General features: G+C 54.0%; 18 protein-coding genes. 5 read left to right on the top strand and 13 right to left on the bottom strand.

What is annotated here, in order from left to right; all coding sequences use genetic code 11:
- The 3 genes from AB9F29_RS12395 (at nucleotide 1) to AB9F29_RS12385 (ending at nucleotide 1601) form a co-directional block, all read left to right on the top strand.
- Complete coding sequence (locus AB9F29_RS12395) at nucleotides 1–417, top strand: RNA-binding S4 domain-containing protein (protein WP_335585713.1); 417 nt, start codon at nucleotides 1–3, stop codon at nucleotides 415–417.
- Nucleotides 418–450: 33 nt separating this feature from the next.
- A complete protein-coding gene (gene fdxA, locus AB9F29_RS12390; protein WP_039001047.1) occupies nucleotides 451–789 on the top strand; it encodes a ferredoxin FdxA in 339 nt (112 codons plus the stop codon).
- Between the two features lie 293 nt (nucleotides 790–1082).
- Nucleotides 1083–1601, top strand: a complete 519-nt coding sequence (locus tag AB9F29_RS12385; RefSeq protein WP_039001046.1) for a CarD family transcriptional regulator — start codon at nucleotides 1083–1085, stop codon at nucleotides 1599–1601.
- Between the two features lie 52 nt (nucleotides 1602–1653).
- Here AB9F29_RS12385 and AB9F29_RS12380 read toward each other — a convergent pair whose 3' ends face one another.
- On the bottom strand, nucleotides 1654–2430 hold the full coding sequence (locus AB9F29_RS12380; RefSeq protein WP_369755893.1) for an adenosylcobinamide-GDP ribazoletransferase: 777 nt from the start codon (nucleotides 2428–2430) through the stop codon (nucleotides 1654–1656).
- Between the two features lie 74 nt (nucleotides 2431–2504).
- Between AB9F29_RS12380 and cobT the strand changes: the two genes are divergently transcribed.
- Nucleotides 2505–3521, top strand: coding sequence for a nicotinate-nucleotide--dimethylbenzimidazole phosphoribosyltransferase (gene cobT, locus AB9F29_RS12375; RefSeq protein ID WP_369755892.1), 1017 nt, complete (start codon nucleotides 2505–2507; stop codon nucleotides 3519–3521).
- On the opposite strand, the gene AB9F29_RS12370 is transcribed toward cobT, so the two are convergent.
- Nucleotides 3518–5392: a cation:proton antiporter gene (locus tag AB9F29_RS12370; protein ID WP_335585710.1), complete on the bottom strand. Its 1875-nt coding sequence runs from the start codon at nucleotides 5390–5392 to the stop codon at nucleotides 3518–3520. The genes cobT and AB9F29_RS12370 overlap by 4 nt on opposite strands.
- 69 nt (nucleotides 5393–5461) lie before the next feature.
- Nucleotides 5462–5935, bottom strand: a complete 474-nt coding sequence (locus AB9F29_RS12365) for an Lrp/AsnC family transcriptional regulator (protein WP_369755891.1) — start codon at nucleotides 5933–5935, stop codon at nucleotides 5462–5464.
- Between the two features lie 115 nt (nucleotides 5936–6050).
- Here AB9F29_RS12365 and hppD point away from each other — a divergent pair, with 115 nt between their 5' ends.
- Nucleotides 6051–7181 carry a 4-hydroxyphenylpyruvate dioxygenase gene (gene hppD / locus AB9F29_RS12360; protein WP_369755890.1) on the top strand — a complete coding sequence of 377 codons (1131 nt, stop codon included), beginning with the start codon at nucleotides 6051–6053 and terminating at the stop codon, nucleotides 7179–7181.
- Between the two features lie 24 nt (nucleotides 7182–7205).
- Here the strand turns inward: hppD and AB9F29_RS12355 are convergent, their stop codons facing one another.
- The 10 genes from AB9F29_RS12355 to AB9F29_RS12310 form a co-directional block, all read right to left on the bottom strand.
- Nucleotides 7206–10178, bottom strand: a complete 2973-nt coding sequence (locus tag AB9F29_RS12355; RefSeq protein WP_369755889.1) for a hypothetical protein — start codon at nucleotides 10176–10178, stop codon at nucleotides 7206–7208.
- Nucleotides 10179–10326: 148 nt separating this feature from the next.
- Entirely contained in the window at nucleotides 10327–11619 is a 1293-nt protein-coding gene (locus AB9F29_RS12350; protein WP_369755888.1) for an O-acetylhomoserine aminocarboxypropyltransferase/cysteine synthase family protein, read from the bottom strand.
- Nucleotides 11620–11707: 88 nt separating this feature from the next.
- Nucleotides 11708–12712, bottom strand: a complete 1005-nt coding sequence (locus tag AB9F29_RS12345; protein ID WP_369755887.1) for a hypothetical protein — start codon at nucleotides 12710–12712, stop codon at nucleotides 11708–11710.
- Nucleotides 12713–12814: 102 nt separating this feature from the next.
- Nucleotides 12815–13744, bottom strand: a complete 930-nt coding sequence (locus AB9F29_RS12340) for an AEC family transporter (protein WP_369755886.1) — start codon at nucleotides 13742–13744, stop codon at nucleotides 12815–12817.
- A 2-nt stretch (nucleotides 13745–13746) separates the two neighbouring features.
- On the bottom strand, nucleotides 13747–14538 hold the full coding sequence (locus AB9F29_RS12335; RefSeq protein WP_335585703.1) for an MBL fold metallo-hydrolase: 792 nt from the start codon (nucleotides 14536–14538) through the stop codon (nucleotides 13747–13749).
- Complete coding sequence (locus tag AB9F29_RS12330) at nucleotides 14538–15335, bottom strand: TatD family hydrolase (RefSeq protein WP_369755885.1); 798 nt, start codon at nucleotides 15333–15335, stop codon at nucleotides 14538–14540. The genes AB9F29_RS12335 and AB9F29_RS12330 overlap by 1 nt, the downstream gene beginning before the upstream one ends.
- 17 nt (nucleotides 15336–15352) lie before the next feature.
- Nucleotides 15353–16483: a DNA polymerase III subunit delta' gene (locus AB9F29_RS12325; RefSeq protein WP_335585701.1), complete on the bottom strand. Its 1131-nt coding sequence runs from the start codon at nucleotides 16481–16483 to the stop codon at nucleotides 15353–15355.
- The gene (gene tmk, locus AB9F29_RS12320; RefSeq protein ID WP_335585700.1) at nucleotides 16476–17165 is read right to left on the bottom strand and encodes a dTMP kinase; all 690 of its coding nucleotides are present in this window, start codon (nucleotides 17163–17165) and stop codon (nucleotides 16476–16478) included. The genes AB9F29_RS12325 and tmk overlap by 8 nt, the downstream gene beginning before the upstream one ends.
- 23 nt (nucleotides 17166–17188) lie before the next feature.
- Nucleotides 17189–18394: a D-alanyl-D-alanine carboxypeptidase family protein gene (locus AB9F29_RS12315; RefSeq protein WP_335585699.1), complete on the bottom strand. Its 1206-nt coding sequence runs from the start codon at nucleotides 18392–18394 to the stop codon at nucleotides 17189–17191.
- Between the two features lie 20 nt (nucleotides 18395–18414).
- Entirely contained in the window at nucleotides 18415–19275 is an 861-nt protein-coding gene (locus AB9F29_RS12310) for an SPOR domain-containing protein (protein ID WP_369755884.1), read from the bottom strand.
- Nucleotides 19276–19341 lie beyond the last annotated feature (66 nt).

Genomic DNA, 19341 nt, shown 5'->3' with positions numbered 1-19341 from the left:
ATGAGTGAACTCCCGCCCAAACTTCGGGTTGATAAATGGCTCTGGCACGCGCGATTCTTTAAAACGCGCGGGCTAGCGAGCAAACTCGTGACCGGCGGGCATTTGCGGGTGAATGGAGCGAAAATAACTAAGTCGAGCTACGTTGTCGCCCTCGGGGATACGCTAACCTTTCCGCAAGGAGACCGCGTTCGGATCGTGCGCGTGATGCAAATGTCGGTTCGACGCGGGCCAGCACCCGAAGCGCAAGGACTATATGAGGATCATTCGCCACCGCCCGATCCCAAAGCGCCCTACGAGCAGAAAACTGTTCCAGCTAAACCGAAATACGAGGGAAAAGCGCGGCCTACCAAAAAGGAACGGCGCAAAAGCATTCTTTCCCGACGTCAAATGCTTGAAAGATCACGCGAGCTAGAATAGCTAGGGCGTCGAAACAAACAAACGAGTTCCCGCATGACCTATATCGTCAACGACGCCTGTATCGCTTGCAAATATACCGACTGTGTCGAGGTTTGCCCCGTAGATTGCTTCTACGAAGGGGAAAATATGCTGGTGATTCATCCAGACGAATGCATCGATTGCGGCGTTTGCGAGCCTGAGTGCCCAGCGGATGCGATCCGTCCCGATACCGAGCCAGATACAGAAAAATGGGTTGAGTTTAACCGCAAGTATTCGGAACTTTGGCCTGTGATCATCGCCAAGAAAGACCAGCTCCCCGATGCGGAAGAGCGCGATGGAGAAGACGGAAAACTTGAGAAGTACTTCTCAGAGAAGCCCGGCGAAGGCAGCTAAGAGTGATTCGTTTTTTGGCCTATTTTGGGCTCAGAAAACGGCCCTAAATTTGAGAGTTTTTGTGAAATCCCCCATGATTTTAGGGGGTTGTGCAAACCTATGCTGACGTAACTTTCCTATAGGTTGATTTTCTGATATAGTAGGCGAGTAGATACAGACAGTGTCCCGAAGCTGCCCGCTTAGCACAGACCGTGCGCGGGCCTTTTTCTTCTGAGAGGTGCAGACCGAACGTGGCTTTGTCCAAGTCCGCGGATGCATCCCTTGCGCTGTCTCAAAACAAGGAAGAGTGCTGAATGAGCAAATCTAAAAAACTAGACTTTCGCCCCAACGAATTCGTTGTTTATCCTGCGCATGGTGTTGGCCAGATTGTGAATGTTGAAGAGCAAGAAATCGCAGGCATCGTGCTTGAGCTTTTCGTGATTTCCTTTGCCAAAGATAAAATGACACTGCGGGTGCCGACCCATAAGGCGATCGAAGTCGGTATGCGTTCGCTTGCGTCTGCGGATACCGTTGCCCATTGCATGCGTATCCTAAAGGGCAAAGCCAAGGTGAAACGCGCGATGTGGTCGCGCCGTGCACAAGAGTACGAACAGAAAATCAATTCCGGCGACTTGTTGGCCATTGCTGAAGTTGTGCGCGACCTTCACCGCACAGATGATCAACGCGAGCAAAGCTATTCCGAGCGTCAACTTTATGAGGCGGCGCTAGAGCGTTTGACCCGTGAAGTTGCGGCTGTTTCTGGTGAGGGCGAAGACCTCGCACAGCAACAGATCAACGACGTTTTGGATTCGCGCGCACCTGCCGCAGCCTAAGCTTCAAATACGATTTTAGAGAACGCGCTCAATGAAAGTTGGGCGCGTTTTTCTATGCGGGGAGGGCCGAGACGACGGCTGCGAGAAACGCAATTTCCGTCAGTTGCTGCGAAGTGCCCAAAATGTCGCCCGTTTGACCGCCAATCTTTTTCTCAGCGATCCACGCCAAAGCGCCAACTGCGATTGCCGCGAGCAATACGCCATGTAAAATTGTGCCGCCTAAGAAGAGAAAGCCGATCAAAAGCGCGATCAAAACGGCAAGTAAAGCGGTTTCTAGGCGTGGACGCCCAACACTGTGGGAAAGGCCCATACTGCGCGCTGGTTCCATTTTGGCCATCAGCAAGGCCATGGGCGCACGGCTCACTGCACAGGTCGCGATGATGGCCCAGAGATGCCCAGATGCGATCAAGGATAAAATCAACCCGAACCGAACCAAACCAGACACGGCAAGCGCCAAAACACCATAGGCACCAACGTGGCTATCCTTCATGATTTCGAGGCGTCGTTCGCGTGTATGCCCTCCCCAAAGCCCGTCAAATGTATCCGCAAGCCCGTCTTCGTGCATTGCGCCTGTCACCATAATGAGTGTCGCCAAAACCACCCCAGCGACCGCCACATTCGGCAGACCAAATGCCATTGCCGCCCATCCAGCGAGAACCGCAGCAAAACCAATCGCCGCGCCTGCAATTGGATAGGCCCATGCCGCCGAGGCCGCTCGTTTCTGCGCGGCTTCTTGGCTTACTTCGACGGGGAAGCGGCTTAATATGCCAAGGGCAATTGGAATATCTGTGACTTGCATGAGGGGCGTGTCGTTTTGAGGCATCTTCATGCCCTTTCTGTCGCTATACAATCTCAAAGCTAGGGTACTCACTGCTGGCACGTACCGCAATAAAGGATAACAATATGAGCGCACCATTTTCCACTTTGGCCGAGTTTGAAAAGGTGCTCGCCGACGCCAAATCTGCAGATCCTGAAGTCGTTTTAGCCGCGCGGGCGCGTAATGCCCAACTCACCAAACCCCCGCAAGCGTTAGGGCGCCTCGAAGACCTTGCCATTTGGTACGCTGGCTGGCGTGGAACAGACCGCCCTTCGATTCAAGCGCCACAGGTGGTGATTTTTGCGGGAAACCATGGTGTTGCCGCCCAAGGCGTGTCAGCTTTTCCGCCCGAAGTTACGGCGCAAATGGTGATGAATTTTGAGCACGGTGGCGCGGCGATCAATCAGCTTTCCAAAGCGTTTGGCGCGAAGATGACTGTGCATGCACTTTCGTTGGATACACCAACAGCAGATTTCACGACGGCTCCGGCGATGAGCGAAGCAGAGGTCGTTGAGGCCTTGACGGTTGGCTGGAACGCGGTCGATCCTGCCACGGACCTTCTGGTGACAGGTGAAATGGGCATTGGCAATACAACCTCTGCCAGCGCAATTCTGGCGGCGATCTTTGGTGGACAAGGTGAGGACTGGACCGGGCGCGGAACCGGTGTGGATGACTTGGCCTTGGCTGCGAAAATTTCCGTAGTCAACGCGGGGCTTGCCCTACATTCCAGCGCCCTTGGTGCTCCCCTTGAGGTGCTGCGTTGCCTTGGGGGGCGTGAAATCGCCGCAATGGCAGGCGCCATAGCACGAGCGCGGATCGAAGGAATTCCAGTCATTTTGGATGGGTTTATCTGCTGCTCTGCGGCGGCAGTTTTGCACGCGTTGAATGCAAATGTACTTGACCATGCTGTTGCGGGACACGTCTCAGCCGAAGGCGCGCACGGGGCTGTCTTGAAAAAACTTGGCAAAGAACCGTTGCTTGATCTTGGGCTTCGTCTTGGAGAAGGGTCGGGCGCGGCCTTGGCTATTGGGGTTTTGATTGGTGCCGTGGCCTGTCACTCGGGCATGTCCACCTTCGCAGAGGCGGGGGTTTCTAACGACTAATTTTCAGAGGATTTCCGGATTGCCAAAAGGGCAGCTTCGAGGTCTTTGGCGAATTCCTTGGAGCGCTCGATATATGCGGGATTCTCGCCAAACGGGACCCGTGGATCATAAAGAGCCGCAAGTTCGCGGACGGCAATACGGTCGTGCGTTTTGAATGTCTGTTCGGCTTCTGCGGCTTCGTATTTGGAGAGGCCAACGTTCTCTAAAACATAGCGACCCGCGCGAAGAGAACTGTCAAAAAGTTCGCGCACGATATCGTTCGCACCCGCGGCATAAAGGCGATATACGTCTCCGCGATCGCGTGCGCGCGCAATGATATGGATGTCGGGGCGTTTGCTGCGTGCGTAGGTTACAAGGCGCAGGGCGGCTTCAGGGTCATCGAGGGCTACCACCAAAACGCGTGCCTTTGCGAAGCCTGCAGCATTGAGGACCTCGGGGCGTGTCGGATCGCCAAAGAACCCTTTAAAGCCGAATTTTCGCATCACCTCAACAGTGGCAAGATCGTGGTCCAGAACCGTTGTTTTGAAGCCCGCAGATTGAACCAGCCGTGTTACGACCTGCCCAAACCGTCCGATTCCCGCAATAATAATGGGGTTCTGCTCGTCTATTTCATCTTCCTTCTGGTGCGCCTTGGTTTCTTTTTTTGAACGCTGTGCCAGAAACTCGTACAGGAGAAACAGGAGAGGCGAGAGAAGCATCGAAAGCGCGATAATCAGGAGGATCTTCTCGCTTAAGTCGCGCGGAATGATGTTTTGGGTGAGCGAAAAGGACGCCAGTACAAAACCGAACTCACCGGCTTGAGCGAGGCCCAGTGAAAACAACCATTGGTCAGGGCCTTTCAATTTGAACGCAAAACCAATGACAAAAAGAACCAAAAATTTAAAGGCCAGCAGCATTATGGCAAAGCCGAGGATTTGTATGGGGTTCCCGATCAACAGCGCAAAGTTGATGCCTGCACCGACAGTGATAAAAAAGAGGCCAAGGAGTAATCCTTTGAAGGGCGCGATATCGCTTTCGAGTTGATGGCGGAATTCAGAGTTTGCCAAAACCATTCCCGCCAAAAAGGTCCCAAGAGCCGGCGAGAGGCCGATCAACAACATAACGGCCGCGATGAACACGACAATCACAAGGGAAAGCGCGGTGTATAATTCCGGCAAATGTGCGGAATGGATAAACCGAAACAGCGGACGGGTAAGATAGGCCCCCCCAAGTATGATCAGGAGAATTACCGTGATTGTCACAAAGGTCGTGCCAAAAGGTGAGAGGGCCGAGAACCAAGTGTTGATAGGCTCAAACGGGCCGAATTTGGGGCCGTGCTCGCTCGCAATTTGCGCAGCAGCTGGCTCATTATACACTCCTGTGAGTGCGAGAAGGGGGAGAAGCGCGAGAATGGGGATTACGGCGATATCTTGGGCCAGAAGCACAGAAAAGGACGCCCGCCCCCCGTTCGTTTGCATCAGGTTTTTCTCGTTTAAAGTTTGCAAAACGATGGCTGTTGAAGAGAGGGCAAGCGTAAGGCCGACGGCCAGTGCTTGCGGCCAAGGAAGTTGGAAATACAGCGCAATTGCCGTGATGCCCCCCGTCGTGAGCACCAGCTGCAAGCCACCAAGCCCAATGAGGCGGTGCCGCATAGCCCAAAGCGCGCGCGGCTCAAGCTCAAGGCCGATGAGGAACATCATCATGACGACGCCAAATTCGGCGAAATGTTGAAGGCTTTGTGTCTCGGTGCCCACGAACCCGAGCATCGGGCCGATTATGATCCCCGCCAGAAGATACCCCAACACCGAGCCTAGCCCAAATCGCATTGCAATCGGCACGGCAATCACAGCGATCCCGAGGTAAATAGTTGCTTGAAATAGGAAACTTTCCATAGGGATGACCTTAAGGGGAGTTGCACGGGAGGTGTAGTTCAATTCGCGAGGAAAAGTGATTTTCGGACGTCAAAGTGGCAGGGGTGCGTCAATTTTGAATTGGTCCATAACGATTTGGCTTTGAACACGGGCGACGGAAGGGTGCGGCAGAAGCACTTCGTGGATTAAACGATTGAGCGATGGAAGGTCTTCGCAATAACACCGCAACATATAGTCAGCCGCACCGGTAAGAGTCCAAGCTGACGTGACCTCACGGCAGGTCCCGATGAGACGCATGAAGCTGGTCGCGTTTTCGATTCCATGCGTTGCCATGGAAACCTCAATGAATGCCTGAACAGATAGGCCAAGCGCGACAGGATCAAGGCGCGCCGTATAATGGTGAACATATCCTTCGGTTTCGAGGCGCTGGCGGCGACGCCCGACTTGGCTGGCACTCAGGCCGAGTCTTTGTGCCAACTCTTGGGCCGTGAGGCGTGCGTCCTGTTGCAAGGCGCCGAGAATATTTAGATCCATTCGATCTAGCGAGGTGCGTGATTTCTTCATAAATAGACTCTATTCTGCAATATAAGTGTGAATCAATCCCTTAAGGTTGCCATTTCGCGCACATTACGCGCGATACTGCAGATAGCCTGTGTTTAGCGCACACAGGAGATATAAAATGGGACCTTTCCCTCACGATGCCCCACGCCCAAAAATAACAGCAGAAAACCCCGCTGGAACAGATGGATTCGAGTTTGTCGAATTCGCCCACGAGAACCCGCAGGAGTTACGCGATCTATTCTCTCGGATGGGGTACAGTCACACCGCCACGCATAAAACCAAAGCGATTGAACTTTGGCAGCAAGGTGACATTACCTATATTTTGAACGCCGAACCTGACTCTATGGCGATGGAATTCGTGAGTGAACATGGCCCCTGCGCCGCTTCTATGGGGTGGCGGGTTGTTGATGCTCAGAAGGCCTACGATCACGCCATTTCCGCCGGTGCAACACCGTTTGATGCAGACACAAAAACGCTCGACGTGCCTGCGATTGTGGGGATTGGCGGCTCACTCATCTATTTCATCGACGCCTATGGCGACTATGGCTCCGCCTACGGAGATTTTACTTTCCATCGTACAGAACCTGTTGAAGGCGTTGGGTTCTATTACCTCGATCACCTCACCCATAACGTCCACAAGGGCAATATGGATACGTGGTTTAATTTCTACAGCGGCATCTTCGGCTTCAAACAAATTCGCTTCTTTGACATCGCGGGGAAATACACGGGCCTGCTAAGCCGCGCTCTCACGTCGCCTTGTGGTCGTATCCGCATTCCAATCAATGAGGACCGAGGAGAAACTGGGCAAATTGTGGCCTATCTTAAGAAGTACAAAGGCGAAGGCATTCAGCATATTGCCGTCGGTTCGAATGATATTTACGCTTCCACTGATGCGATTGCAGAGCGTGGGCTTAAATTCATGCCCGGACCACCGGACACATATTACACCCTCTCCAAGGATCGTGTTATCGGGCATGACGAGCCGATTAAGCGCATGAAAAAACACGGCATTCTTATTGATGGCGAAGGCGTTGTAGATGGTGGTGAAACGAAAATTCTGCTTCAGATTTTCTCAAAAACAGTGATCGGTCCTATTTTCTTTGAATTCATTCAACGTAAAGGGGACGACGGGTTTGGCGAGGGCAATTTCAAAGCGCTGTTTGAATCCATCGAGCAAGAGCAAATCGATAACGGCGAACTTGATACCGAAAAAGACGCTAAAAACGGTGCGGGAGTTGCCGCAGAATAATCTTCGGTCTTGCCGCTACGCGTGTTAACCGCGTGGCGGCATTTTTAATGATATATTGCGCCCACCTTTGACATAACGGATTTCGTCCGCGCCGATGGCCGCTACTTTTCCGCCGTCCACACGGTCGCCTACGCTGACTTCGATTATTTTGCCATTGCCCATACGCACAAGGGCGGAGCGTTTTGACGGGGTGCCGTAAACGCCAATTAGCGCGATTTTTCTCAGAGATATCATGTTCTTTTGTGTTGCCTCTTTTGCGACGGATGCGCGGGTTGGAATTTTTGGCCCCGTCGCCGCGGCGCTTGGTTTTGCGGCCACTGCTGCCACAACGGTTTCTTTTTCAGCAACGTTCTTGGGGTTGGCGCGAGCCTTCTCTACAAGGGCGGCAAAGTTGTTCGGTCGCGTCTTTGGGATACGTGAGGTGCTGACGGCAAACTCTGTTGCTGTTGTGCTGAGAGCGACGCCTTCGGGGGAGGTTTGTGCCGCGATTTGTTCGGACACTGGGCGCGGTGCCGGACGAAGGCGGGCCAACTGCTCTCGTGTGCGGCCCCCCAAGAGGGCGATTTCGCGCAGATCAGCTAGGTTTTCTGGGCGTGCCAAAGGGCGCTTATTGCCAATTTCGGTCTGGGCCAAATCTGTAGTCTGGGGGACGTCGCCGGTATCGGGGCGCGGCGCGGCGCGTTTAGGAGGCGGACCGGAAAAAACCAAAATTCCGTCGGGATTGATCGTCCCATCCGCTGAAGGAACAACGAGACCATTGTCGCCAAGCGCAAAAGTGCTTCCGGCAGGGGCGGGCGACGGTTGCTGTGGAATGGGGGAGTCATCTGGAAGGGCGTCCGCTGTCGGAAGCGCTACTGGGTCAGACAAATCAACTTCCGGATCAAGAGACGGAACATAGAGATGGTCGGTATCTTCAATCTCTGGCGCTGGTTTGAGGTCTGGCGACCGTTGCCAAATCCCAGAGTCGTTATAGGTTTTTTCGGCTTCGGCCACAGTCAGCAGGGCAGGGCGCGTTGGCTCTACTATACTCAGCGTCTGATCCGATGGGATTTCCAGCTCGAGATCAAAATTGTCGGCCTCAGCTTCAATTTCAGCCTCAGCGTTAAAGGCTGCAAAAACAGAGTCTTCTGGCAGGGCCGCTTCTTGGGCTGATGTTTGCGCTTGAGCGTTGAATTCCGTGAAGGTTCCCACATCGGAGTCGATATTGATGCGCGCGTCTTTAATCGGTCCCATAACAGACCAAAGAACGGCAATGCCCATGACCAAAAGAAGCGTCAAAAGGAGAAAAAGGCCCAGGAAGCGTGGCGTTTTCGATGAGGATGCTTTGTTCTTTCGTGCCCCAAATACAGTGACGTCCAATGGGGGCTGAACTGCGGCGGGTTTGAAGTCGTTGTCACGCGCGAGTTGTGCCTCATGTCCAAGGCTTGCGCTTAAATGCTCGCTGTCGGGCAATTCCATATCCGCTGAGGTGACATGGGCGTGCGCCAAGCGTTCCTCAAAACTTGGAATTGGATCCGAGCTCGCGCTTTCGCTGACAACAGGTGTGGGAATGATGGGCGCAAGAAGGGGGAGAGGCTCTGATTTTGTGACGACGACGAGATCAGGAGAAAGGACCGCGTCCGAAGGCTTCTGACGGGTTTCGCTGGCCTCGATATCGGTCGGCTCGCGTGTCGAGGCAAAGGGGGGTGTTTGGGTGTCTTCCGACTGTGACTTTCTGCGCCACGACGTAAGTCCCCTTGCGGTTTGCGTTAGGGATTTGCTTGCGGGCTTTTCGCTTTGCTTCGCCCCGTTGTTTTTCAAGCGCGCGGCGATCCCGTCGGGAATCTTTGGCGCAGCCACAGGACGGTGCACAAATTCGCCCGCGCCCCCTGTATCACTGCGCTCGGCTGTGAGTGCTTTGCGCGACACGGCGATTGAGGGTGGCACAGAGGATGTGCCCTTCACCTTGGATAAATGCGCGGGAATTGGGGGGGTCTGTTGGTTTAAAACAGGTTTTTTCGCGTCAATGCTCGAAAAGAAAGCCTCAAGGTCGGGGACGCTGGTGGTGTCAGGGGCTTCCTCGTTTTGAAATTCAAGGTCATCAGAGGGGCCTTCGTCGCTTTCAGTCGCTTCTGAGGTGTCCAATTGCGGATCAACTTGTGTGATGATGCTCGCTTCTTCCTCGCTTTCAGGCTGCGTTCCTAGCGCAATCGATAAACGCCTTTTACTGCTCGAAATTTTGTCCTCTTTCGAGGCTTCCGGATCGGAAATTTCGGGTTCAACTACAGGTATGTCGTCGCTTGGGACTGTGTCTTCGGCTACTGTCTGCTGAGTAACTTCTGGTGCGGAAATCTCCGTCGGTATCTCGCTCATAAGCTCTTCGGTGGGCTTGACTTTGTCTTCAGCCGCAGGTGTCAACAGGACTGATTTCTGTAGCTTTCCTGAGAAAATCTTGTTTTTACCGTTGGGCATTTTGTCTAAAATAACAAAGGCTTCAAAGTCTTTTTCAACGGCATCTTCTTGGTCAAGAAATGCGGATGAAAAGGCTGTAGCCCCAAAGAAAGGTTCCCCTTCGAAATTGGCATCCGTCGTATCCCCAACAAAGGAAACAGGGTTGAAACGATGCTCTACGGCAAAGGCTTCGGCTTCTTGCAATGTTTCTTTGGCCACGGCGGCCACATTCACCATATCACCTGCTACACGCCAATCAAACACGAGTTCCGATGGATCATAGGGCGTCAAATCGCGCAAGGCTTCACGGATTTGTGCCTCTCGGCTTGCGTCATCTGGCCCTTGTGCGGTGAGGCTTGTGAATAGGATTTGGGAGTTTGGCAGAATGAGTTTGCTGCTCAAACCACTGCCAGAAAGCTTGGTTGCTTTGTTGCGCAAATAGGCGAGCGTTTCTGCGAGGTCGGGCGTGTCGAGATCCGTCTCACCAACGAGTCGCCATCCCCCAGTTGCGCGGGAGAACAGGCGAATGCCTTCGTGAGAAAGGTTTAGGGCAAAACTTGGCTTCATCCTCTTGATCTACCACATATTAGAGTCATCTTGGCACCCCCAATTGCGCCAAATTTTACCGAGGAGGCGTATTCTTGCCCATAGCAAAATACGGCATATTGCGAAGCGGTTTTTGGGGGATGAGGGGGGCGAACCCCCCTCGATTTTGTTAAGCCGTTGCTTTGGTAAGGGCTTGGTCCAAGTCAACTTTCAAATCTGCGACGTCCTCAATTCCGATCGAGAGGCGCACGACATTTGGAGCAGCGCCCGCAGCTTCTTGCTGCTCTAGCGACAATTGGCGGTGGGTTGTCGAGGCAGAGTGGATAACCAAGCTGCGCGTGTCTCCAAGATTGGCGACGTGGCTAAAGATTTCGAGGCTGTCCACAAACTTGAGGCACGCGTCATAGCCGCCTTTAAGCGCGATGGTAAAGAGCCCTCCCGCACCTTTGGGGCAGACTGTTTCAATGCGGCCATAGTAGGGCGACGACGGCAGGCCCGCATAGGTCACATAGTCAACTCTGGGGTCTTTTTCGAGCCATGTCGCCAGTTCAAGCGCGTTCTCGACGTGGCGTTGCATGCGCAGTGAAAGCGTCTCGGTACCCATCAAAGTATAGTGGGCGGCTTGCGGGTTCATGGTCATGCCAAGGTCGCGTAAACCAATGGCAATACCGTGGAATGTATAGGCCATCGGGCCAAATGTGTCTTTGAACACGAGGCCGTGGTACGCGGGTTCTGGCTGGGACAGCGACGGGAATTTATCGTTAGCACCCCAATCAAAATTGCCCGAATCCACAACGCAACCGCCCGTGACCGTGCCATTGCCGGTGAGGTATTTCGTGGTGGAATGCACAACCAATGTGGCCCCAAGGGCGATTGGATTGCAGAGATATGGCGTCGCGGATGTATTGTCGACGATCAACGGAATACCTGCCGCGTCGGCGATTTTCGCAATGGCCGGAATATCGGTGATATAGCCGCCCGGATTTGCGATGCTTTCACAGAAAATGGCGCGGGTGTTTTCGTCGATTGCCGCTGCAACCGCGGCCTCATCGTCAAAATCAACAAATGTGGCTGACCATCCGAAACGTTTGATCGTGTGGCTGAATTGCGTGATTGTGCCACCGTAAAGACGGGTGCTGACGACCACATTCAAGCCCGGTTGCATCAGGGGAAAGAGCGCCATGATCTGGGCTGCGTGACCTGAGGAGCAGCAAACACCGCCAATGCCACCCTCAAGGGTTGCGATACGTTCTTGCAGAACTGCGACGGTGGGGTTGGTTAGGCGGGAGTAAATATATCCGACTTCTTGCAGGTTAAACAACGCGGCGGCGTGATCCGCATCGCGAAAAACATAAGCCGTCGTTTGGTAAATAGGTGTCTGGCGTGCGCCCGTCGCGGGATCGGGGTGTGCGCCCGCGTGAATTTGTTGGGTGTCAAAACCGAGGGTTTTTACGTCACTCATTGGAACCTCCTGATGAAAATCTCCAGAAGGTTAAGCAATACTCTGGGTCGCCTCAATGCCTTAATTGGCCTTGAGGGAAACTTCGTCCCTAGCGCATCCAAAATCCCTCGCGCCGAAGGGTGTTTCGGATCACTTTTTCGCGGCGCGGTAGGTTGTCTTGATCAAAAAGCGCGCGGGCTTTGCGTCCGCGCCCCTGATAGATCATGCGCTTGATCGGGTCATAGAGTTTTAGACGTTTTTTAAGCTTATTGGGGGCTGCTACGGCCTCAAGAATTTCGAGGGTCCGTTCAGGTTCGCGTGCATAAAGGAGGGGGAGAAACCTGTAGTGGCAACTCGTTTCACCATCCAGTTTGCTGACCGACGGAGAGGGGCGACCGCCACCAAAGGAGTGAATGACCAAGGGGAGCGCGACTTGATCGAGCCACGGGGTGAGCGGCTGACACACAAGCTCCTCTGGGGCGTTGTCGCGAATTTCGAGGGCATATTCGAGGAAGCGGGTGCCGAATTCATGCGGGCAGCGAAAGTAGAACCATCCAGCGTTAAAATAGAGGTAGCGCTCCCAGTATTCGTCGGGTTGCGAGAGATCGAGCGTGCTTTCAAATTCAAGACCAAAGCGATCATAGAGGGATTTCCACGTCTGGGTATATCCGGGGCCGTAGAGCTCTTGTTCGGGCCACGTTCCTTCACGCTTCATCGAAGCGGACGGGCGATCAAAGTCAAATTCGATCTCATCCAAGGGGCCGGTCACCAAAGTATCGGTGTCGAAAAAGACGAAATTCTCGCCCTTGGGCATCGCAAGCAGCGCTTCGATTTTATTGCCATTGGGATAGGCTTTGCCAAAATATTGGTTCTCAAACGGCAGGATTTCCGCCCCCATATCTGTAAGCGCGTCGTGGATATCGGAGGGCATGCGGGGGTCTTGTCCGCGCCAAAGCTCCGATGGCTGGGGTTCGGCGACAAAAACGCGTCCATTGAAGTTCGGCGAACTCGCGCGCAGGCTGGCTACAAAAAGCAAGGCTTCATAGACGAGACGTCCATTTTGTCCGATGATCAAAATGTTGAATTTTTGGCCGACGTCAGATTTCTTTGCCATAATGTACGCGCTCTAACATTTTTTTGCTCTGTGGGAACTATAGCCGCTAATCGGTTCTGTCAAAAGGACATTTAGAGCGTGGCCCGCGTTCCAAAGTTTACCCTAGGGCAGAACTGCGAGCCATAACCAAATCGTCCCAATAGAAAGGGCGGTCGCAATGAGCACAGTCGAGGCCGCGACACGCTTCGCGACACCGTACATATTTGCAAAAACATAGGCATTCACACCTGGCGCCATAGATGCCGTCAAGACAGCGGAGCGCAGGCTTTGTGTCGACAAATCGAGTTGAGTTCCCATCGCAAAGGTGATCATCGGATGCACGAGCAGCGAAAGGGTGACCGCAAAGAAAATCGTGCGTAAATCCCCTTCAGGGCGATAGCGAAAGAGCACGCCTCCGAGAGCAAAAAGCGCGACGGGAAGAGCGGTTCTTGCGACGAGGTCAATCGCGTCGGACAAGGGCGTCGGGATGTAGAGGCCCGTCAGATTAACTACGAACCCCAGTGCGATGCCGATGACCAAAGCGTTTCGGAACATCGCGCGCAAGACGGCGCGCCCCGTTGCAAGGGGGCTTCCGCCGCGATTGCGAACGACTTCCATGACGGTGATGCCAAGTCCGTAACAGAAGGGCGAGTGCACCGCGATGATCGCGTAATTTGCCTGAAGAGCGTCGGGGCCAAATGCCCGTTCTGTGATGGGCAGACCAAGCAAAAGCGAGTTTGAAAACAGCCCGCAAAACCCAATGGCCACACAATCTTCCCACGGGCGATTGAACAAAAAACGCGCTCCAAACATACCGAGGACAAAGCAAATTGTGGCCCCTGCATAAAAGCTGAGGAGAAGGCGCGGGTCGAGGTTTTCGCCCAAATCCAGCGTTGAAATGGCCCGAAAAAGCAGGCAGGGAATTGCGAAATACTGGGTGAACCTCATCAGGGCATCGACACCATCGTCGGAAAATAGCTTTTTCCAAACAACAAGATAGCCCGCACCGATAACCAAAAAAACCGGCAAGATGACATCAATGAGCGCTTGCATGGTTAGCCTTTGGTTTCGATCACCATACCATCAAAGGCAGGGGTCACGTTTGCAGGCAATTCGCTGGCGAGGGTCTGGAAGTCTAAATCGATATGCATGTTTGTAATGACCGCGCGCTCCGGGGCGGTTTGAGCGATCCAGTCCAAGGAGGTCTCAAGATTTATGTGGCTTGGATGGGGCTTGTAGCGAAGAGCGTCGAGCACGAAAACTTCAAGTCCGTTGAGGCGACTGAACGTGTCTTCACTCATCGCGGAAACATCGGGAAGATACGCCAAGCCCCCCATGCGAAACCCCAGCGCCGTGATGCGTCCATGCTGAACGGGAAGGGGGGTAAAGGTGATGTCGCCACCCGGTCCCTCAACCACAAAATCCTCGTCATCAATCGAGTTGAGATCGCAAATGGGCGGGTAGTCGCTGCCCTTTGGTTGCACAAAAGCATAACCAAATCGCGAGATTAGATCGTTGGTTGTGTCGCTGTCGGCCCAAACGGGCATGCGTGTGCGCGTGTTGAAAACGATTTGGCGAATGTCATCGAGGCCGTGCATGTGGTCGGCATGGGCGTGGGTCATCACCACGGCGTCCAACGTGCCGACCTCGGCGGCCAAAAGCTGGGCGCGCATGTCGGGCGATGTATCGATCAACACGCGGGTAACCCCGTTGGGGCCAATTTTTTCAACCAACATGGAGCAGCGCTGGCGGCGGTTTTTTGGGTTCTGCGGATCGCACGCGCCCCAAAGCCCACCCAATCGAGGGACGCCACCTGAGGAGCCGCAGCCCAATATAGTGAAACGCATCACGATGGAGTCCAAGCCGCGGCTTTTGCAAAAAGCCGATCAAAATTTAACTGCGTTTGGGTGGCGAATTCCGCGAAGGGCATGTCAAAGACCTCAGCGCCGACGGCGGCAGTTAGAGCACTAAATGCAGGTTCGTTGCGCTTGCCACGGTGGGGCGGTGGCGCAAGATACGGTGCGTCCGTTTCGACCAGAATCCGGTCCACGGGGGCCGAGGCAAAGATTTCACGAAGCTCGGTAGAACGTGGAAAACTGGCGATGCCAGACATCGAAAGGTAGAATCCAAGATCAAGGGCCGCGCGGCCCAATTCGGCACTGCTTGAGAAGCAATGCATAACACAGGAAAAGGCACCAGCCGCGTGCTCTTGTGCCAAAATACGCGCCATGTCGTCGTCGGCCGCACGCGCGTGGATGACGAGGGGAAGGCCTGTTTTACGGGCGGCCTCGATGTGAATGCGCAGGCTTTCCTGTTGAATATCAAGGCTTTCTCGGGTGTAATGGTAATCAAGTCCCGTTTCGCCAATGGCGACGAATTTTGGGTGTTTCGCAAGATCGACAAGCTCTTGTACTGTTGCCATCGGCTCTTCGGCGGCACTCATAGGATGCGTCGCCGCGGCCCAAAAAACGGGATCATAGGCGTCCGCAATCGCGCGAACGTTCGCGGCATTTTTGAGGCGCGTACATATAGTCACCATGCAGCTTACACCTGCGGCCTGAGCGCGAGCAATGACGTCAGGAAGTTCGTCGGCGAAATCCGGAAAATCAAGGTGACAGTGGCTATCGGTAATTTGGGGCAGCATCCGGAATCCCTTGAAGTCTATTGATTTTGGGCAAGTGTGCCCGCAGTTTGGTCCATCTTCAAAAGCATATCAAGGATGAGCGCGGCAGGGTCAAGGTTCACGGCGCGCCCATGGCGCACGCGTGTACTTAACGATTGTTGTAGATTGGCCCATTCCCGCGCGTGCGGTGGGCAATTTGACAGGCGGGAAAATAATCCCGCTTCGCCCTTGGCGGCTTCAATCACAGGTGGCCCCGACACGCCCGCACGCGCCATGCGCGACAGCAGAAGGTCTAGCAAATCGAGCAATAGATCGTATCGGGGCACATTTTTTGCCCCAACAGCCGTTTCCGCAAGAGCGAGGGCGCGTTGGCGATCAAGCCCGGGTGCTGCCTGCATCAAATCAATGATGTATTGGTAGGTTTTGAGCCCATCTAGCGTGGTGAGGCGCATGGCTTCTCCGACGCTTCCGGCCGCGAGTGCGGCAAGAATAACGGGGTTGGCGTCGTTTTGCGCCCCTGCCGCCGCGAGGGCCAGAGCCATTTCCTCGGGGGGAAGAGGGTGGCATCGCAATTCGCGACACCGCGACCGGATCGTCGGCAAAAGGCGGCTGGGCTGGTGACTGATCAGGAGGAGCGTTACGTTTTCTGGCGGCTCTTCTAGAAGCTTCAGAAGCGCATTCGCCGCCTGAACATTCATCTCATCAGCTGCGTCCACGATCACCACGCGACGTCCTCCATCGGTGGCCGAAAGGGAGAAAAAATTCTTGAGTCGACGCACTTCATCAACGGAAATGACGGTTTTAAGTTTGCCCGTTTTCTCATCCGTTGGCCGCCGCAACAAAAATAGACGTGGCTCCGACATCGCCGCAATGCGGTGCGAGACCGGATTGTCAGGAGAAATCGCAAGCGTTTTTGCAGGGGCGGGATCGTCGCCGAAAAGGCTTGGCCCGCTGTGCGCAGGTTGCGAGATAAGGAAGCGCGCAATTTGCCACGCGAGGGTTGCTTTGCCGACACCGCGTGGGCCGGTCATTAGCCAGCCGTGATGCAGGCGGCCAGTGTTGAACGCCTCAAGAAACGCAGCCTGAGCACGGTTCTGCCCCAAGATTTCGTGGGTTTCACGCGGGTGGGGCGCGCCTTCGATGCGGTCAGGTTCTAGCGCTTCAGCCATTCTGTTGCGCCATGTTCTGAGATATCTTCGCCATCGCACGCGCTAGGATATCGGCGGCAACATTTTCCATATCTCGGTTTCCGTCAATTAACTGACAGCGTGTCGGGAACTCCTGCGCGAGTTTCAAAAATCCTGCGCGCATTTTGCTCTGTAGGTCTTCGCCAAAGTCCTCAAACCGTTCTTCGGTTGTTTGACGCGACTTGGCGCGGGAGAGGCCCGTTTTCGGATCCATATCAATGATGAAGGTCAAATCGGGTTCACGGCCAATCATCAAGCTGTGCAACTGATCTACTACGGCGCGTAAATCGCCACGGCTTATGCCTTGATACATGCGGGTGGAATCGGCGAAACGGTCGCAGAGAACGATTTTTCCGGCTTCGATGGCGGGAAAAATCGTTTTTTCGAGGTGGTCGCGACGGGCGGCTGTAAAAAGCAAAATTTCACTTTCCGCCGACCAGCGATCCGGATCGCCTTCAAGGACCAGCGACCGTATTTCTTCAGCTCCCTTAGAACCACCGGGTTCGCGCGTTAAAACAACGTCATACCCATCAGCTCGCAATGCATCTCTTAAGAGCTTGATCTGAGTCGATTTTCCCGAGCCATCAATCCCCTCAAAACTAATGAAAAGCCCCCCAGAGTTGGAGGGATTGCATTTGGGGGATGAAAATTTAGCGATGGTCATTTGCGGAACCTAGCCCTCTAGGCTCAGATGGACAAGCCCAGCGTGTCGCCCGTGAAGCGATTAAACAGAATTGAAAAACTCGAGCGCAACCGAGGGAGAAAACCGCCCTCAAGGACGTCCTGTTTGGCGACGAGGGGCAAGCGGGTTTGGGGCATGTCGGGAAGCGTCAAAACGAGTTCGGCGAGGGCGTCCCCCGCCTTGACGGGCGCTTGAATCGGACTATTGAATACTACTTCTGCCTGAATTTCGCCCTGTGCAAGAGCTGGAAATAATATCTGCAGGTCTTCTGGGGCGATCAGATCGACAGTTTGTGTACTGCCCATCCACACGGGGGCGGTTGCCAAGATCTCGTCTTTTTTGGCCAATGTCTTTAGAACAAATTGCCGAAAGGCCCAGTTCACCACTTGCTCCGCCTCTTCTGCGCGCTCTTTTTCACTGTTAAGGCCAGAAATGACAAATACAACCCGTCGATCGCCCTGAAGGGCAGAGCCAATAAGTCCATAGCCCGCTTCGCTTGTGTGCCCCGTTTTTAGGCCGTCCGCGCCAATGTTCAGTTTGAGCAACGGGTTGCGATTGAAGCGGTTGTCTGGTGCCCGCCCGTCATAGCCGAACTCTGTCTGAGCGAAGAAATGATAGTATTCAGGAAATTCCGTGATCAACCGTTGCCCCAATGAGCCAAGATCCCGCATACTCATACGTTGATTGGGCGCAGGCCAGCCGGAGGCGTTCTCAAAAGTGGAATTATTCATCCCGAGTGCCTTGGCGCGGTCATTCATTAGGCGAGCAAAGGCCTCTTCAGTGCCCGCAAGCCCTTCAGCTACAACGACACACGCGTCGTTTCCAGACAACACAATGATGCCTTGAATTAATTCGCCAACGGTGGGGCGGTCGGTTTCGTTGAGAAACATTGTCGAGCCGCCCATGTTTTTCGCACGCGTGGATACGGAAAAAACCGTGTCCATGGTCACGCGCCCGTCCTGTAGGGCCTCAAACAACATATTAATCGTCATTAGTTTTGACATTGACGCTGGTGGCAAAGGGATGTCGGCATTTTTTTCAAGAAGCACTGTACCCGTCGTAAGGTCCAATACATACGCGCTTTGGGCGCGCGTATCGTAGTTCTGCGCCTGTGCCGTAAAAGCGGCGGGTAACGCGAGAAGAAGCGTCAAAAATCCGGTTATTACGGATCGGCGCCCAATTTCGGATCGCAGGTTATTGAACAAACGCATGACGCTCCCCCTTTTTAGATTTAGTTCGATACGTAGTAGGCGTCGCTATAGCCCAGTGCGGTCACCGATTTTTGTAACGCATCTTTTTCGGATTTTCCGCCCACAGGGCCAACAGCCACACGCCAGAAAGTTTTCCCTTTGGAGGTTTGTTTCTTGATCGTTGGGATCATGCCCGCGCCGCGCATTTTTTCTGCGGTTGAGTTTGCGTTGGCTTCGATGCTGTAAATCCCAAGTTGTAGGAAGGATTGCTTGGAGGTGTTTTTCGTCGACGATAAAGCAGGTTTTGGTGTCGCTGCTGGCATTGCCGCGATCACTGGTGCTACTTCGCTGTCTACCGCATCAAGCGCCGCAGAAGCGGATGCAATTGGATCGAGCGCGGTTTCCGTAACTTCAGCGGCGATCACGCCCTCTCCATCCGAAACCTCAACCATTTCTATGCTCTCGTCGGGGTCTTCAATCGTAATTTCTTCACGCCGTAAAGCGGTAACGCTCATCTGGACGGGAGCACCGGCGATCATCCCAATGGCGTCTGCCGCGTCCGAGGAAACCTGAAGTTTGGGGCCAGGTGTTTCACGTTCTTTTCGGAAAAGAGCGCCAATGACAAACTTGCCGTTTGCCTCATTCCGGATTAAAACCCGCTCAGGGTCTTTTGCGGTTGGATGTGCAACCCAAACCCCACCCAGTGACGGGCGGCCATCCCAAAGCCCCTCTTCGGTGACTTGAAAAACCTCCGGTGCTTCGACATCATTTTCAACGGTTCTTGTTGATCCTGATGTTGATTTTCCAGGGTTATTTTTTGTGCCCGTATTTTCGACGCAACCCGCAAGCCCAAAGCTCAAGGCCGTGATTACGGCAAATTTGATATACGATTGTCCCAACATGCTTCGCCCTCTATCGTCCGCGTTTGCACGCGTAACCGCCAGTTTCTGGCTATTTTTATATTTCTT

The organism is Falsihalocynthiibacter sp. S25ZX9 (assembly GCF_041205405.1).
Classification (GTDB): Bacteria; Pseudomonadota; Alphaproteobacteria; order Rhodobacterales; family Rhodobacteraceae; genus Falsihalocynthiibacter; species Falsihalocynthiibacter arcticus.
The sequence above is the reverse complement of the archived record's forward strand: the minus strand, read 5'-3'. Positions and strand labels throughout refer to the sequence as shown.

Excerpts from the sequence above, each read along its gene's own strand:
- AB9F29_RS12395 (WP_335585713.1), top strand. The coding sequence starts at position 1 with ATGAGTGAACTCCCGCCCAAACTTCGGGTTGATAAATGGCTCTGGCAC.
- fdxA (WP_039001047.1), top strand. The coding sequence starts at position 451 with ATGACCTATATCGTCAACGACGCCTGTATCGCTTGCAAATATACCGAC.
- AB9F29_RS12385 (WP_039001046.1), top strand. The coding sequence starts at position 1,083 with ATGAGCAAATCTAAAAAACTAGACTTTCGCCCCAACGAATTCGTTGTT.
- AB9F29_RS12380 (WP_369755893.1), bottom strand. The coding sequence starts at position 2,430 with ATGAAGATGCCTCAAAACGACACGCCCCTCATGCAAGTCACAGATATT.
- cobT (WP_369755892.1), top strand. The coding sequence starts at position 2,505 with ATGAGCGCACCATTTTCCACTTTGGCCGAGTTTGAAAAGGTGCTCGCC.
- AB9F29_RS12370 (WP_335585710.1), bottom strand. The coding sequence starts at position 5,392 with ATGGAAAGTTTCCTATTTCAAGCAACTATTTACCTCGGGATCGCTGTG.
- AB9F29_RS12365 (WP_369755891.1), bottom strand. The coding sequence starts at position 5,935 with ATGAAGAAATCACGCACCTCGCTAGATCGAATGGATCTAAATATTCTC.
- hppD (WP_369755890.1), top strand. The coding sequence starts at position 6,051 with ATGGGACCTTTCCCTCACGATGCCCCACGCCCAAAAATAACAGCAGAA.
- AB9F29_RS12355 (WP_369755889.1), bottom strand. The coding sequence starts at position 10,178 with ATGAAGCCAAGTTTTGCCCTAAACCTTTCTCACGAAGGCATTCGCCTG.
- AB9F29_RS12350 (WP_369755888.1), bottom strand. The coding sequence starts at position 11,619 with ATGAGTGACGTAAAAACCCTCGGTTTTGACACCCAACAAATTCACGCG.
- AB9F29_RS12345 (WP_369755887.1), bottom strand. The coding sequence starts at position 12,712 with ATGGCAAAGAAATCTGACGTCGGCCAAAAATTCAACATTTTGATCATC.
- AB9F29_RS12340 (WP_369755886.1), bottom strand. The coding sequence starts at position 13,744 with ATGCAAGCGCTCATTGATGTCATCTTGCCGGTTTTTTTGGTTATCGGT.
- AB9F29_RS12335 (WP_335585703.1), bottom strand. The coding sequence starts at position 14,538 with ATGCGTTTCACTATATTGGGCTGCGGCTCCTCAGGTGGCGTCCCTCGA.
- AB9F29_RS12330 (WP_369755885.1), bottom strand. The coding sequence starts at position 15,335 with ATGCTGCCCCAAATTACCGATAGCCACTGTCACCTTGATTTTCCGGAT.
- AB9F29_RS12325 (WP_335585701.1), bottom strand. The coding sequence starts at position 16,483 with ATGGCTGAAGCGCTAGAACCTGACCGCATCGAAGGCGCGCCCCACCCG.
- tmk (WP_335585700.1), bottom strand. The coding sequence starts at position 17,165 with ATGACCATCGCTAAATTTTCATCCCCCAAATGCAATCCCTCCAACTCT.
- AB9F29_RS12315 (WP_335585699.1), bottom strand. The coding sequence starts at position 18,394 with ATGCGTTTGTTCAATAACCTGCGATCCGAAATTGGGCGCCGATCCGTA.
- AB9F29_RS12310 (WP_369755884.1), bottom strand. The coding sequence starts at position 19,275 with ATGTTGGGACAATCGTATATCAAATTTGCCGTAATCACGGCCTTGAGC.